This is a genomic window from Thermostichus sp. MS-CIW-26, from assembly GCF_054059115.1.
In genome coordinates this window covers 72045-86673 of the sequence record NZ_JBSSBV010000001.1, presented here as the reverse complement: position 1 = coordinate 86673, position 14629 = coordinate 72045, and the positions used below count along the sequence as shown (strand labels likewise).

The 14629-nt window shown below is 59.3% G+C and carries 15 protein-coding genes; 7 read left to right on the top strand and 8 right to left on the bottom strand.

The features are described 5' to 3' along the window. Nucleotides 1–167: 167 nt before the first annotated feature. The 3 genes from ACVWZU_RS00400 to ACVWZU_RS00390 are packed head-to-tail and all read left to right on the top strand — an operon-like array spanning nt 168 to nt 4062. The gene (locus ACVWZU_RS00400) at nt 168–953 is read left to right on the top strand and encodes an ABC transporter permease (protein WP_011433262.1); all 786 of its coding nucleotides are present in this window, start codon (nt 168–170) and stop codon (nt 951–953) included. A gap of 47 nt (nt 954–1000) precedes the next feature. Beyond that, a complete protein-coding gene (locus ACVWZU_RS00395) occupies nt 1001–2563 on the top strand; it encodes a GldG family protein (RefSeq protein WP_457442777.1) in 1563 nt (520 codons plus the stop codon). Nucleotides 2564–2577: 14 nt separating this feature from the next. Then, nucleotides 2578–4062 (top strand): DUF4340 domain-containing protein, encoded by a 1485-nt coding sequence (locus tag ACVWZU_RS00390; protein WP_457442775.1) that lies wholly within the window; start codon nt 2578–2580, stop codon nt 4060–4062. A 4-nt stretch (nt 4063–4066) separates the two neighbouring features. Here the strand turns inward: ACVWZU_RS00390 and ACVWZU_RS00385 are convergent, their stop codons facing one another. The 4 genes from ACVWZU_RS00385 to rpsF all read right to left on the bottom strand — a co-directional run bounded on the left by ACVWZU_RS00385 (nt 4067) and on the right by rpsF (nt 6298). Further along, entirely contained in the window at nt 4067–4600 is a 534-nt protein-coding gene (locus ACVWZU_RS00385) for a universal stress protein (protein WP_414343284.1), read from the bottom strand. Nucleotides 4601–4809: 209 nt separating this feature from the next. Beyond that, nucleotides 4810–5508 (bottom strand): M14 family zinc carboxypeptidase, encoded by a 699-nt coding sequence (locus tag ACVWZU_RS00380; RefSeq protein ID WP_457442773.1) that lies wholly within the window; start codon nt 5506–5508, stop codon nt 4810–4812. 27 nt (nt 5509–5535) lie between these two features. Beyond that, a complete protein-coding gene (locus tag ACVWZU_RS00375) occupies nt 5536–5934 on the bottom strand; it encodes a single-stranded DNA-binding protein (RefSeq protein ID WP_414380957.1) in 399 nt (132 codons plus the stop codon). Nucleotides 5935–6007: 73 nt separating this feature from the next. Beyond that, nucleotides 6008–6298 (bottom strand): 30S ribosomal protein S6, encoded by a 291-nt coding sequence (gene rpsF / locus ACVWZU_RS00370; RefSeq protein ID WP_011433268.1) that lies wholly within the window; start codon nt 6296–6298, stop codon nt 6008–6010. Between the two features lie 232 nt (nt 6299–6530). Between rpsF and ACVWZU_RS00365 the strand changes: the two genes are divergently transcribed. The 4 genes from ACVWZU_RS00365 to ACVWZU_RS00350 all read left to right on the top strand — a co-directional run bounded on the left by ACVWZU_RS00365 (nt 6531) and on the right by ACVWZU_RS00350 (nt 9274). Then, a complete protein-coding gene (locus ACVWZU_RS00365; RefSeq protein ID WP_041436540.1) occupies nt 6531–6776 on the top strand; it encodes an acyl carrier protein in 246 nt (81 codons plus the stop codon). Between the two features lie 45 nt (nt 6777–6821). Continuing rightward, nucleotides 6822–8102: a beta-ketoacyl-ACP synthase II gene (gene fabF, locus ACVWZU_RS00360; RefSeq protein ID WP_457442771.1), complete on the top strand. Its 1281-nt coding sequence runs from the start codon at nt 6822–6824 to the stop codon at nt 8100–8102. A gap of 12 nt (nt 8103–8114) precedes the next feature. Further along, nucleotides 8115–8384, top strand: coding sequence for a hypothetical protein (locus ACVWZU_RS00355; protein WP_414343277.1), 270 nt, complete (start codon nt 8115–8117; stop codon nt 8382–8384). Between the two features lie 77 nt (nt 8385–8461). After that, nucleotides 8462–9274 carry an HAD family hydrolase gene (locus ACVWZU_RS00350; RefSeq protein WP_457442768.1) on the top strand — a complete coding sequence of 271 codons (813 nt, stop codon included), beginning with the start codon at nt 8462–8464 and terminating at the stop codon, nt 9272–9274. Here ACVWZU_RS00350 and queA read toward each other — a convergent pair. The 4 genes from queA to ACVWZU_RS00330 form a co-directional block, all read right to left on the bottom strand. Next, complete coding sequence (gene queA, locus ACVWZU_RS00345) at nt 9271–10449, bottom strand: tRNA preQ1(34) S-adenosylmethionine ribosyltransferase-isomerase QueA (RefSeq protein WP_457442766.1); 1179 nt, start codon at nt 10447–10449, stop codon at nt 9271–9273. The two genes, ACVWZU_RS00350 and queA, sit on opposite strands and share 4 nt — an antisense overlap. 142 nt (nt 10450–10591) lie before the next feature. After that, nucleotides 10592–11173, bottom strand: coding sequence for a dCTP deaminase (gene dcd, locus ACVWZU_RS00340; protein ID WP_414344682.1), 582 nt, complete (start codon nt 11171–11173; stop codon nt 10592–10594). A 123-nt stretch (nt 11174–11296) separates the two neighbouring features. Further along, nucleotides 11297–12004, bottom strand: coding sequence for a cob(I)yrinic acid a,c-diamide adenosyltransferase (locus ACVWZU_RS00335; RefSeq protein WP_457442764.1), 708 nt, complete (start codon nt 12002–12004; stop codon nt 11297–11299). 1078 nt (nt 12005–13082) lie between these two features. Next, nucleotides 13083–14294, bottom strand: coding sequence for a phosphodiester glycosidase family protein (locus tag ACVWZU_RS00330; protein ID WP_457442762.1), 1212 nt, complete (start codon nt 14292–14294; stop codon nt 13083–13085). Nucleotides 14295–14629: the final 335 nt, after the last annotated feature.

The window sequence follows — 14629 nt, the reverse complement described above, 5'->3', positions numbered from 1 at the left end:
TGAGTCCACCGCAACGGTTGCCGGGAAGTGAAGGGGGAAAGCGCTCGGGGGGTATTCCTCAGGGCTTTGCGGGATACCGCCTTCCTGCTCAGAGATAGGCAGGATGCGATCGCTTCTTTCCTGAACCATGTTCAGGAGAGTTCAGCGTGAATGTATCAGGAAGCGGCATGAACGGAGTGGTTGCCATTTTTCGCAAAGAGCTGCGCGGCTACTTCACCTCCCCCATTGCCTATGTGGTGGCCGCGGTGTTTTGGGGACTGGCGGGGTTTTTCTTCTTTAATATTCTGGTGCGGGTGATCAGCTTTTCTCAGCAGGTGGATCTTTTCGCCCAGTTCGGCCAGGAGAACAATTTCGACGCGGCCACCATCCTGTCACAGCAGTTTCTCAACCTCTTGGGCACCCTCTCCTTATTTCTATTGCCCATCTTCACCATGAGCTCCTATGCCGAGGAGCGGCGGCGAGGCACGATGGAGCTGCTGGCTACTTCTCCCATCACCAACTTGGAGGTGGCCCTGGGCAAATGGTTGGCGGTCTGGGTGTTTTTCATCACGCTGCTGCTGCCGCCGCTGGTCTACCATGTGCTGGTGCTGAGCAGCGCCAACCCGGCAGTGGACTACCGCCTGACCTTGATGGGCTATGTGGGCCTAACCCTGCTGGCGGGCAGTGTCATGGCCTTGGGGTTGTTTATCTCGTCTCTAACAGACAGCACGCTCATCGCAGCAGTGGCCACCTTTGGCTTGATTTTGTTGCTCTGGGTGATCGACGCGGCAGCCGGCCAGGAGGAGAACTGGATTGCTGCAACGCTGCGGCATGTGTCTTTGCTGCAGCAATATAGCAACTGGGTGCAAGGGATCCTCAGCAGCAGCAGCCTCATTCTTTTCTTGAGCATCATCGTCCTGGGGCTGTTTGCCACGGTGCAATCGGTGGAAAGCCTGCGCTGGCAACAGAGCTAGGGTCAGATGGGAGGAGTGTGGTGTTTGCGGCAGCGGTGCGGAGCATTATGAAGGACTGGCGCGCGTTAAAGGACTGGACAGGGATCCTGGGCATCGGCGTCATCGCCATTGGCCTGGTGGTGGGATCCGCCTTTACCGGTTGGACGGCTGTGCCCCTGAGCATGCTGGCAACAGGTTTGGCCCTGCTGGTGGCTTGGGGCATCACCCACCGGCAGGAGGTGGGGGTCTTCCTCGGTTTGCGTTCCACCCAGACCAACGCCAACATCCTGGTGGCGGTGGCGGCGATGGCCGTCATTCTAGTGCTGGTGAATGTGGTGGCGGTGCGCTACGACCTGCGGCTGGATCTCACCGAGGAGGGCCTGTTTACCCTGTCGCCCCAAACCCGGCAATTGGTGCAGGGATTGGTGCAGCCGGTCAAAGTTTGGGTGGTCACCACTGCGCCGGATCCCAATCTGCGGGAACAACTGGAGCGCTATCGCCGCCTCAACCCCAACCGCTTCCAGTTTGAGTTTGTGGATCCCAACCGGGATCCCCTGACCATTCAGCGGCTGCAGGTGACCCAGAACAACACCCTGGTGGTGGAGGCCGGAGAAAGCCGGCAACAACTGCCTCAGCCCCCTGCCCCTGATCTGGAGAGCAAACTGACCCCCGTCCTGTCCAAAGTGGTCAACCGAGGGGAGTTGCTGGCCTATTTCGTGCAAGGGCACGGGGAAGTGGGGCTGGAAGCGAGGGAAGGTACTCCAACTCTGGCCCAGGCGGCGGCAGCCCTGGGTCAGGAAGGCTATCGGGTAGAGTCCCTCAACTTGGTGCAATCGGGGATCCCAGAAGAGGCGGATGTCCTGGTGCTGGCGGGGCCACAGCGGGCTTTGTTCCCCGGCGAGGTGGAGAAACTGCAGGATTATCTGGCCGAGGGAGGACGGCTGCTGTTGTTGATTGGGCCACGGGTGGATGCCGGCCTGGATCCCTTGCTGGAAGAGTGGGGCGTGGTCTTGGGGGATGACATCCTCATTGAGGTGAGCAGCGTCAGCCAACTGTTGGGGACAGGGCCGGCGGTTGCCCTGGTTACTGACTACGGGGATCACCCCATTACCGCCCCCTTGGCCGCCCAGCGGCTGATGACCCTGTTCCCCCTGGCCCGCTCTGTGGAAACCGAAGCCCGCGAAGGGATCCAAGCCACGCCCCTACTGCGCACCGGCCCGCAAAGTTGGGGGGAGACCAGTCCTGAGCTGGAACGTGGCCCCCTGCAGTTCGATCCGGAGCAGGACAAGCCTGGCCCCCTTACCCTGGGCGTTGCTTTAACCCGCCGTCTGGACACCGACCCAGAACAGGGCTCGGGATCCCGGCAGGAGGCCCGCCTGGTGGTGATCGGCAATGTCAACTTTGCCCTCAACGGCAACTTGCGGCAGCAGGGCAACCGGGATCTCTTCTTGAACACCCTCAACTGGCTGACTGAGCAAACGGAGCAGATCTCCATCCGCCCCAAATCCATCACGGATCGCCGTCTCACCCTGACCGGTCAAAACTTCCGCTGGCTGGTGCTGGGATCGACGGTCCTTTTGCCCTTGGCGGCCCTGGGTTCCGGAGCTGCCCTGTGGTGGCAAAGACGGTAGGAGGAGAGTCCAGTATGTTCAAGCGAACCACCTGGGTTCTTTTGGGTTTGGCGGTGGCCTGTCTGCTGGGCTACTTTCTCTTGGACAACATCCGGCAACTGCGCCAGGAGCAACAGGCGGAGCGAGCGCGGCTGTTCCATTTTGCCACCGATACCATTGCCCGCATTGAAATCCGCCAACAGAAAGAGGGGGAACCCGTTCGCGGCAGCGGTGCGGAGTACTTGGAAATCCTTTTGGAGCGCACTCCGGAAGAAGAGGGATCCCGCTGGCGGATCGTCGGTCCCATCCAGTCGGCGGCGCTGGACTTCCCCATTGAGCAGTTGCTCAACACCTTCTCCCGCCTCACCCCCCAAATCACTCTGGAGGGGGTCACTGACCTGGCCGCTTTTGGCCTGGATCAGCCGCGACACCAAATCGCCCTTTTCCCCAAAGAAGGGGATCCCTACCGCCTAGCCATCGGTAACGACAACTTCGATGGCTCTGGCTTCTACGCCCAGCCCGAAGGGGGACAGGTGGTGCTTCTAAGCAGTGCCCAGAAGGGATCCCTGTTGCCCTCCCTACTGGCTTTGCGGGACAAAACCTTGCTTCGGTTTGACACTGCCGAGGTGAAAGCCCTGCAAGTGCAGTTGGCAGAGGCGGAGCCGGAAGTTGTTCGCCTGCAGCGGCAAGACGTTCGCGCCAGCGGTGCGGAGCACTTTACTTGGCAGATTGTCCAGCCCCGCGAGCTGCCTGCCGATGAGATCAACGTCAACCGCTTGCTCAATACTCTGGCCCGCCTGCAGGCCGTGGAGTTCCCCGCCGAGACCCAGACGGATCTAGCCCCCTATGGCTTGGAGCAGCCTTCCGCCCGCCTGACGGTGGAGCTGGAGGGCGGCAAAACCCTGAACGTCGCTTTGGGATCGGAGAAAGATGGCCAGGTGTACGTCATCACCTCTGAGCACCCGGCAGTGGCCACCTTGCTCACCAGCACCGCCGATATTCTCCGCTCTGACTTGGAAGAGCTGCGGGATCACCGCATTGCCCGCCTCAACGCCAACCAAGTGGGCCAAGTCACCTTAGAATCCCAAGGGGAAAAGGTCACCCTCACCCCTCGGCCTTCAGAGAAGGGATCCCTGGAGCTGCGCTGGGAAAACCCGGAGCAACCGGGCCAGCCTGTGGATCTCAGCTCTCTGTTCTCCAGCCTAAATGCTGCCCGCGCCAAAGAGTTTGTGGAACAGGCCGACGCGGAAGCCCAGAGGGTGTTGTCTGATCCGGACCTACGGCTGACCTTTGAGCCCAAACCCGACGCCGAGCAGGATCCCTTGGCCCTGAGCTTGGCCTCCTCTGGCTTGCGGGCCTATGTGCAAAGCAGCCGCCAGCCGGACATTGCCGTGATCGAGCTGAGCACCTTCAACAGCCTGGAAACCGAAGTGAATCGCCTCTTGGAAGGCCAGCCGGAGAGCAAGGACTCCGCCCCACTCAAGCAACCGCCTTCCACCCCCTCGCCCCCGAGTTCCTAGAGCCTTAGCCAGCAGAGGTAGCTGTCTTCTCCTCCGCGGTTTGGGTTGCTTTTTTCAGGGCTTCCCCTTGTATCGTCAACACCGAGCAGGGGGCGCGGTGCAGCACGTAGTTGCTGACGCTGCCCAGAAACAGCTCGCTCAGGCCGGAGTGGCCGCGGCGGCCCACCACCACCAAGTCCGCATCCCAAGAGCGGGCCAGATCGCAGATGACCCGACCGGGGTTGCCGTAGTTGAGGGTGTACTCAGCGCGGATCCCGTGCTCAGCCGCTTTCTCCACCAGCGAGCGCAGGTAGTCCATCTGGTTTTGCTCGAAGATGGCACATTGCTCCCGGTAGGACTGCCACAGCTCGGCGCTGATGGTGGAGCTGTAATCTACCCCCAGGATCATCGGCGGCTCTGGGGCGCCCGGCTCTTCCTGAGACAGAACATGGAGAATCATCATCTGCGCCTGCATGGCCTTGGCCACTTGGACGGCCTTTTGAAATACTCCCTGGCTCAGCTCCGACCGATCCACTGCCACCAAAATCCTGCTGAACATATTGGCTTCCTCCAGATGGCTAACAGCGGGGCACAAGGCAGAAGCAGCGTGACTTCGGGGTTGACCTCTGACCCCTTTTCCCTCGACTCCAAGCTCCCCTCTGCTCTGCCCCACCTATCTGTGTTGTAGAAGATTTGGGCGAGAAAACCCCAGATATCTTGAACGAACTAGGCAGATTGGCAACGAAAGTTCAGAGATCTTGACACCGGTCAGAAGGCATTGCCTTGGGCTGCCCACTCCAACACCGCCTGCAGCGCCTCGGCCTGCTCTTGCCAGACTTGATCGAGGGGAGTGCCCCGCAGGATTTCCAGCGTTAGGGTTGGGATCCGCCGTTCCTGCCCTGCCCAAGTGCCCAGAGAACCAGGGGTAGGGTAGCCAATGTCGGCGGTAATGGGCAAGCCGTTGCGAGCAGCCATCACCTGGGCCAGCTCAAGGGCAGGGCCGTTGTAGTTCACGCAGGGGTGCGCCTGGCAGGAGTGGGCAGAAAGGATAAACTGGGGCTGAATCCGGGCCAAACTCGTCAACAACACTTGCGTTTCGGGCTCGGAGCCTGGGGCTGCTCCGGGCGGATAGCGAGCTTCCAAAGAGGCCGGGATCCAATCTTGGGTGGGCAGATTGCGGTTGAGATCCACACCGTTGGCATTGAGACGTTGCCCCAGGGCACAGCCATCCGGGTTCAAGCGAGGGATCGCCCATAGGGTCGCTTTCCCGGCCAGGGATCCCCATTTCCCAGAAGCCACATAGCGCTCGATCAGGGCATAGCCCTCCACCTCATCCCCGTGTACCCCGCCGATCAGCAGCAAGGAGCGGATCCCTTGGGTGAGCTGCCAAAGGTGAATAGGACGTCCCTGCACCGAGTAGCCGATGACCTGCAGGGATCCCAAGGGTTCGCCAAGTTTTTGAGACATGGGGGATCCCGACAAATCTCACAACCTCTAGAACGGGATATCGTTGGGATCGGGTGGGGAAGGGACATCCCCTTCAGAGGATTCCCCAGTTGCCGGTTCACCCATCCCCGTCAGAGAGAGGACGCGAGCGGATCCCAGCTGATGGACACGGCGCGCGGTGATCTCGGCCAGCTTTTCCTTGCGCCCATCTCGCTCCACCACATTCATGTGCAGTTGGCCTTCCACTGTGATTTGGTCGCCCACATGGCAGGTGTCCACCACCCTTTTGGCCAGTTCTCCAAAAGAGGAAACGCGCACCCGGTAGGGCGGCTCATCCGGGCGCAAGCTGGGAAAGCCAATCACCAAGGACGCAACAGCTAAGTTATCAGGGGTGTAGCGCAGCTCTGGCTCAGACAGAACCTCGCCCATCAACACAATCGAGTTCATAACGGAGCCATCCAGGGATAAGAGGCAGCTCAGGGCACTTCCATCATGCCCGCAGGCCAGGATGCCGTCAAACCTAGCCGACGCGGAGAGTCATGTGGCGCAGCACACTCTCGTTGATGCGCAGGTTTTTCTCCCAGGCAGCCACCGCATTGGGTTCGGCTTCATAGTTGAACTGGATGTACAGACCCTCCTTGAACTTTTTCATCTCAAACCCGGCAAAGCGGCGCTTGCCCCTATTGGTAATCTCCACGTGGGTTACTCCGTTCTCTCGCAGGATTGCCTCCTGACTGCTGAGCAGTTGTTCGAGGGGTTCATCTGACAGATCAGGACGCACAATCAGCATCGTTTCGTAAGCGCGGGGCATGGAAGCGAGTTCTCCTTGAGGATCCAGTTGTAGAGATGCAGCAGACTATACTAGCTTTTCTTTCCTGCAACCGAAAAGGCTGCCGCCCAATTCCCATACCCTGGCCGCAGCAGCCAATGCAGGTGAGGCTGCTCACAAGAGGGGATCCATTGTCCGATACAATAGGGATTGCTTCATTGGCCGCTGGTTGGCCCGGCCAAGACACGCTGAATCGAGAGTTGGGATTCCAAGCATGAGCGCAGACGAAGTTTACAGCCGTGTTCGTAAGATCGTGTCCGATCAACTGGGCGTGGAAGATGACAAAGTGACCCCAGAAGCCAATTTCCAGAACGACCTGGGGGCCGACAGCCTTGATACGGTGGAGCTGGTCATGGCTTTTGAAGAGGAATTCGATCTGGAGATCCCCGATGAAGATGCAGAGGGGATCGCCACCGTGCAAGACGCTGTTAACTACATCCTCTCGAAGAAAGCTGCCTAGTCTGCCCCCAGTTCTGACTCTATACCCCCGGGCTAACACCGGACGATGGCTACCACAGATCCCGCCACTGCTTACAGACCAACCCGCCGCGTTGTGATTACGGGCCTGGGTGCGGTCACCCCTATCGGCAACTCTCCTGCCGAGTTTTGGCAGAGCCTGCTGGCAGGGCGCTGCGGCATTGGGCCGATTACCCATTTTGATGCCTCCCGCCACGATTGCCGTATTGCCGGAGAGGTGAAGGGATTTGATCCCCTCGACTACTTGGATCGCAAGGATGTCAAGCGCACCGACCGCTTTGTGCACCTGGCGATGGCGGCCACCCGGCAAGCCTTGGAGGACGCTGACTTTCGCATCACCGCTCTCAACGCTGAGCAAGTGGGGGTGATCTTGGGCACCGGCATCGGCGGCATCCGCGTCTTGGAAGAGCAGCAGACCATCTATCTGCAGAAAGGGCCGGATCGCTGTAGCCCCTTCATGGTGCCCATGATGATTGCCAACATGGCTGCAGGTCACCTGGCCATTCATTTTGGCGCCAAAGGCCCCAATTCCTGCACAGTTACGGCCTGTGCCTCTGGCTCCAACGCCATTGGCGATGCCTTTCGGCTCATCCAGAGGGGAGAGGTGCAAGCGGCGATTACAGGTGGCACGGAAGCGGCGGTCACCCCTTTGTCCATGGCGGGGTTCAGTGCCATGAAGGCCCTTTCCACCCGCAACGACACCCCGGAGCAAGCCTGTAGGCCCTTTGATCGGGATCGGGATGGCTTTGTCATGGGGGAAGGAGCAGGGATCCTGGTGCTGGAGGAGTTGGAGCACGCCCGCGCCCGCGGGGCCAAGATCTATGCGGAGATAGTCGGCTATGGCCTCACCTGCGATGCCCACCACATGACCAACCCTGCCCCCGGCGGCGAGGGAGCGGCCCGGGCGATGCAGCTGGCCCTCAAGGATGCCGGGCTTCAGCCTGGGGATGTGCAACACATCAATGCCCATGCCACCAGCACCCCTGTAGGGGATATCGCCGAGGTCCAGGCCATCAAGTCGGTCTTTGGCGAGCATGCCCCCCGTTTGGCCATCAGCGCCACCAAGTCCATGACCGGCCACCTGTTGGGGGGAGCGGGCGGCATTGCCACGGTGGCCACAGCTTTGGCCATCCACCACGGCTGGGTTCCTCCTACCCTCAACTTGGACAACCCTGATCCCGAGTGCGAAGGGCTGGATTTTGTCCCCCACAAGGGGCGGCAGATGGCCGTTGAGGCCGCTTTGGTGAATGCCTTTGGGTTTGGTGGGCACAACGTCACGCTGGCCTTGCGCCGCTACTCTCCCGCTTGAAAGGCTTGGCCTATGTCTTCTCCCGAAAGTTCACTGCCCTCAGTTCGCCAACAGGCCTTGGCCGCTTTGACAGCGGAGCTGGCGCAGCAGGGTCACCCGCCCGAATATGCCCAGCACATGGCGGCGGCGGTTATTTTTCAAGCGGATTTGGATCTGTGTGCAGCTCAATTGGCGCGGGTGCTCAGTTGGCTGAAGCAAAACCATCCTCAGCTCTATCCAGAGGCGGTGCAATTGGTGGACGCCACCCGCGAAGAGTTCGAGCGTCGCGTTCAAAATGGATAGACAAGCCATCTGCTGTGATCTGAAGCAGGGATCCGGCAGTTGGGTTGCGGTCGTTAGCAGAGGGTGATGTCGCCCATATGGGGCTGCAAGGGGTGATCTTGAGCTGGAGTGGAGTGGTGGCCGATGACGAGAGCTTGCACCTACAGGCCATCAACCAACTGCTGGTGGAAGAGAACCTGCGCCCCTGGAACCTCTGCTGGCCCAAGTCGGGATCCCCTGGGCAGCGGGAGCTTTACCGGCTGCAATACCCGGGCCGACCGGATCGAGAGCGCCTGCCGGCTCTGTGGGGGGATCAAGGGCGGGTGCTCAGCCCCAAACAACTGGAAGAGCTGCTGAAACGCAAGGCCCTATACTACCGACAGGCTTTGCAGGGGCAGAGGGAATTGCCTCTCATTCCCGGTTTGGCGGAAACTTTGGAGACGCTGGAGCGGCTGCAACTGAAGGTCGGCCTGCTGTGCGGCCAATCGGCAGCCGAGGTGGCCGCTTTTCTAGAGCGCTTCCAGCCATGCTGCCCGGCCCTGACGCGGTTGACCGATGGGGGATCCTACCGAGTGACGGGGGATGATGCAGGCCCAATGCTTTCCCCAGGACACTTGCACCGCCTGCTTTTGCAGCGGATGGAATTGCCTGCCCAGGCGTGTTTGAGCATTGAGGCCACCTACCCCGGCATTCAGGCAGCCCGTTCGGCAGGGATCCCAGTCCTGGCTCTGGCCACCTTCTTTCCTCTGCACATGCTGCAGCGGCGGGCCAATTGGGTGGTGGACGGCTACCATCAGGTGGAATGGGATCGCATCCGGAACTGGTTTGCCGGCGGCCAAGACCGTCCTTCGACCCCAGAAGCAGAGGCCGGTTCCTGCAAGGGATCCCAGGGAGAGCAGCCCCAGCCCTAGGGCAAGATGAGCATGCCATCCCCAAAGGAATAGAAGCGATATCCCTGCTCGATGGCCTCTCGGTAGAGATCCAGCAGCCTTTGCCGCCCGATCAGCGCAGCCACCAGCATCATCAGGCTGGAGCGGGGCAGATGAAAATTGGTGACCAGTCCCTGAACCACCCGCCAGGAGTAGCCGGGGTAGATGAATAGATCGCTTTTCCCCTGCCAAGGCTGCAAGGTGCCAGAGGCTGCCGCGGTTTCCAAAGAGCGCACCACAGTCGTTCCCACCGCGATCACCCGCCCCCCTCGGGCTTGGGCTTTTTGGATGGCTGCCACCGTTTCTGCCGGCACCTTGAGCCACTCGCTGTGGAGACGATGCTCGGTTACCCGCTCCGCTTCCACCGGTCGGAAGGTACCCAGGCCGATGTTCAGGGTGATGTAGGCCGTTTGGATCCCTTTTTGGGCCAGCCGCTCCAGCAGCTCCTGGGTAAAGTGCAGCCCTGCCGTGGGAGCAGCCACCGAGCCGGGGTGTTTGGCCCAGAGGGTTTGGTAGTCTTCAGGGCGAACTTGTCCTGAGCCCGGGGATCCGGAAGCCTTGATGTAGGGAGGAAGCGGGATCCGGCCCACCTGTTCCAGGATTTCCTCAAAAGGTTGCGCCCCTTCCCACTCAAACTGCACCACTCGCCCGCCGGTTTCCAGATCCAAAGCCAGAACGGTGGCCCTCAGCCCAGAGGGGGATCCCTGCTTGCTCCAAAAACCAATCCGATCCCCCACCTTCACCCGTTTGCCCGGCCTGACCAAAACCCGCCAGTTCCACGCCTGATCCGGCAGAGGTTGGGCGGCGGCAGGGATCCCTTCCAGACAAGGCTCCAGCAGCAACACTTCGACCCGCGCCCCGGAGGGTTCCTTGGCCCCGAACAGGCGGGCCGGGATCACCTTGGTATCGTTGAGAACCAGCAGATCCCCTTCCTGCAGGTAGTCGGGCAGATGGCAGAAGCGGCGATGCTCGTGCCTATCCGGGTGCACCACCAGCATCCGCGCCTGATCCCTGGGCTCCACCGGCGTTTGCGCAATCCGATCTGGAGGGAGGGTGTAGTCGTAGGAAGCTGTGAGCAGATCGGGATTGGACTCCCTATCGCCCAAAGGCTCGGCCTCACCGGGGGGAGCGGCAGCAGGCGAAAAAGAGTCAGGCATGGAGATGAATCAAGATGGGGTTCTACGTGGATCCAGCATAGCCAACCGGATCCCGCCAACTCTTTCCCTTTTGGAGGAAGAAAGACGGGTAACGCCCTCCCCCCAATAAACTGAGGGGGATTACTGGCATTCCCCCGTTTCGCTAAACCCTGGCCACCACCACCTGCTGCGGCTGATCCTGATACTTGCCGGCGCGGTCGGCGTAGGTCACTTGGCAGGGATCCCCTTCCAGAAAAAGAAGCTGGACCACCCCTTCGTTGGCGTACACACGGCAGTCGGCGCTGGAGGCGTTGGAAAACTCCAGGGTGAGATAACCCCGCCATCCCGCCTCAGCGGGCGTCAGGTTGGCAATCAGGCCCACCCTGGCATAGGAAGATTTGCCAATGCAGATCACGGTAATGTTATCCGGGACTTGCAGCCGTTCCAAGGACACCCCCAACCCATAGGAATGGGCCGGGATGATAAAGTAATCCCCCATCTCGTCGTGGTGCAGCTCCACCGCTTCCAGATTCTTGGGGTTAAACCGCTTGGGATCCACCACCGTGCCGGGCACATGGCGAAAGATCTTGAACTCCACCGGCGACAGGCGGATGTCGTAGCCATAGGAGGACAGCCCGTAACTCAAAACGGGCCGAGATTCAACAGCGCGCACCAGCTCAGGGCAGAACGGCTCGATCATCCCTCGCCGCGCTTGCTCACAGATCCAGCGGTCGTTTTTCAACATGGCTACAGCCGGCTTCCTGGAGAGTGAGGGCACATCTGGTGGACAAGCTCCAGTCTTATTGGGACTTCGCCCCCCTGACGCGACCCGTGTTGCCTAGGTCTTTCGGAGCGGAAACTGTTTGCGCTAGCGGTGCGGAGCAACATGGGCTGCTGTAGGCATAGCACCTGTGCCGCTGACTTGAGGGGGATCCAGAGAACAGGCAACATTCCCATCGGCAGTGCGCAGCCCTGGGCCTGGGATGCCACGTAGGCGCAACTGCGTGATCAAGTCGGCCCGCTCCAGAAACGAATCCGGCATCTCCGGCCCGGTGATCACCATGTCCATGGAGATGGGGCGCTGGTCGATTAAGCTCAGCACTTCCGCTTCTGGGATCAGGCCCAACTTCACAGCCAAGCTCAGCTCATCCAACACCACCAAGTCATAGCGGCCACTCCTGACAGCCTCCTGGGTAAATTGCCACAGCTCATCCAATGCCACCCGCTCCTCAGGCTCTAGGTGAGGTGTATCGATGCACCGGTGCAGGCGACAACGAACCCACTCTAGGGATCTGCCCAGGGAGAGACGATTTGCGGGCCCCTGATTGATCCCACCCTTGAGAAATTGCACGATCAGCACCCGCGTTCCCTGGCCTGCCAAGCGCATCGCCTGAGCCATGACGGGCGTAAACATGCCCCGGCTGGGGTGGGTGTAAAGCTGCAGGGATCCCTGGGGAACCAACTGGGCGGAGAGGGATCCATTCTGCTGAAGGAAAAGCTCGCCGGCAGCAGGGCTGGCTTGAGCCGCAGTCTGTTTGGCGCGGGCTACAGGAGCGGCATCCTTGGAGGAAGGCATAGGATTTGGAGAAGCAGTGCAAACCACGTTCTATCTCGCGAGCAGGCTAGAGAACACGGCCCTAGGTTACAAGGCCTACAAGTGGTGGAGAGCGTCGGCTATGGATTCCATGAAACACCACCTGTGCGTATCCGTCAATGAGTCGGTTCTGCTTCTAGCTGGCATACAAATCATCCCCAATAGAGTAATAGAAAATACAATCCTTGCCCATCCTAGCCTTTTGGCACAAGAGGCAATACCTGAAAAGCTTTGACAGGGGATCTCAATAAAATTTCAGGCCTAGCCCAGAAGCTTGTGTGTGGGGCTATCTCACTTGAGTATAGAGGTGCTCTATAAAAATTTGAGAAAAAGATCAATTTCTTCCAAATAAGATTAACTCTCACAAACAGGAATGCCAGTACCAGCAGCCCACCCACGAGAGAGGAGCAAGGGTCAACCTACCCCAAAAGCCTTGTCCACCAGGAGAGATAGTCATTTTTAAAATAACTATACATTTGGTCGGGAGCCGGGTAGGCCTACACATTAGCGAACATTCGTAGTAGAGAGAATTGTAACCAAAAGTCCAAGGAGTTAATTTCTAACCTCGAGAGTGAAGAAATATAAATTCGTCAATCATCTTCGTCAAAAAATGGATTATTGACAATACTTTTTTGAAAACCAGCATCTGATTTAGCAGAAGCGTAAAGAATTGCGTGCCTTTTATACTCTGAGGTCGTCTTCTTCAAGAGATCGCCTCTTTGATCATTTTTCTTACCGGTCTCAAGGCCAATGTTTTCTACTTAATTTAATCTCTATTTCTGTTATGAGAAATGAGCATTGGGCGTTCAGTTTGGATCCCACTTAAAATTGACCTGAAAAAGCTCTGGGGCTTTGGGTGCTGAGATTGCCGGGATCCCATTGCGCAATCAAAGCCGAGTCCTTCCTCTGGCGGGGGGAGAGATCTTTTTCTTGAGAAGGTAGATCCAATCCTGGAGAATACTTGACCCCTCATCCAATCAGCCAGAAAGTCCGGGGATCCCACCCTCGATCCCTGGATCAAAGGGAAAAGACTCCATCCCGCCGGCACAAAAGTTTTCTGTCACCGACTTGGGCTTGGGAAAAACCCTAGGCCATTGTGAACTCGGGGTGTACGCCGCCGGGAGGGACTGGGATCCGTCTCGCTGTTAAGTGGGCTGGCTTCTGGGTGCCGGTGTTCCCAATTGACGGCCTCTCCCCCCAGCACCAAGGTGGAAGCATTGCCCCCATCCAAGTTCAGGGCATGGCGACAGCCCAATTGCTGCATCAACTGCGCCATCTCCAGCAGGGTAAGCCCTTGGTTTTCCTGGGCATTGCCGGCGGTCACCAGCAGCAAATGTCCGCTGTCCAGTTGGCCGATGGCACTGCGGGCGGCTCGCTGCCGGCGAAAGAGAGGCTGAAATCCCTCCAATCGGGCATCCAAAACCACCTGCCCATCCAAGAGCAAGAGCGGCCCTGCCCCTAGGATGTGGGGATAAGCTTCCAGCTCGGGCGGATCCAAGCGCAGATGAAGGCTGAGGCGATCCCCGGGAACCAGCTTGCGGGCTTCTAGGGCACCTTCTAGCCCCCGCCCTGCCAATACATACCCCTCACTGGGAATCTGTACCGTCAAACTGCCGGCCAGGCCCGCCATCAGAATCTCTTGCACCCGATCCTCCCGCACCATCACGAGCATTTCGTCGTCCGTTTGGGTGGTGTAGGTGGATCCCCAGTCGGGGGTGAACTGGGAGATGCCGGGCAGGATATAGCCTGTATTGATGCCCACCACTGGGATTTGATCCCCAATGGCATTGCGCAGCTCTGCTTGCATCCGCAAACGGGCAAAGCGCACGGATCCCCCTTCTTGCCCTGCCGTCCCATCCGACCAGGCGATGACCCCACGACCCAAAATGGGGCTGGAGATCCAACAGCCATCCCGACGAATTGCCCCCAGCGGCTGACGGGTGTTGCGGTTGAAAAACCCACCGTTAATGGCGGCTACTGCTCCCTGTTCGGGGCCAAAGGAAGACAGCTCCCCCAGACCCACCAGCCCCGCAGGTGCAGCCCAGATAGGCCGCAGTTGGCCCGCTGCGAGAGAAATGACCACGATAGAAACGGGGATCCGATTGTCTCCAACCCAAACCTCCTTCTGGTACAAAGGGATCCCTTGCACCACCCGCACCGGCTGCACACCGAGGGTCACCTGAGCTTGAGCAGCCACGCTGGGCAAAAAGAGAGCAGCAGTGCAGGCTAACCCCCAGCCCATGACCCAGGCGCTCAGCTTGGTTTTGGACATGTCTTCACGTCTTTAGGGCTTCACCATTGTCATTGAGAGATGATTATCCCCCTGCGGCAAAGGTTCCCATCACAATGAGCGACAACAGGATCCCGGGAAAGAGCAGCGTCACCAAGATCAGCAGTTCGGATAGGGTCATTGGGGAATGCTACCTACTTAAGGATTGAGCCAACACAGCAGCCCTAATTTTCACCCTAGCGATCCTATGGAAGTGGCCCAGGATCCCTTTGGGATCCCTTAACACTCGATCACCGGTTTTTGCGGCTGCCCGTGCATGCCATCTCTCGCTCTGCCGACAGTATCCTGGCAAGGGGAAAGCCTTATCCAACGGTTCC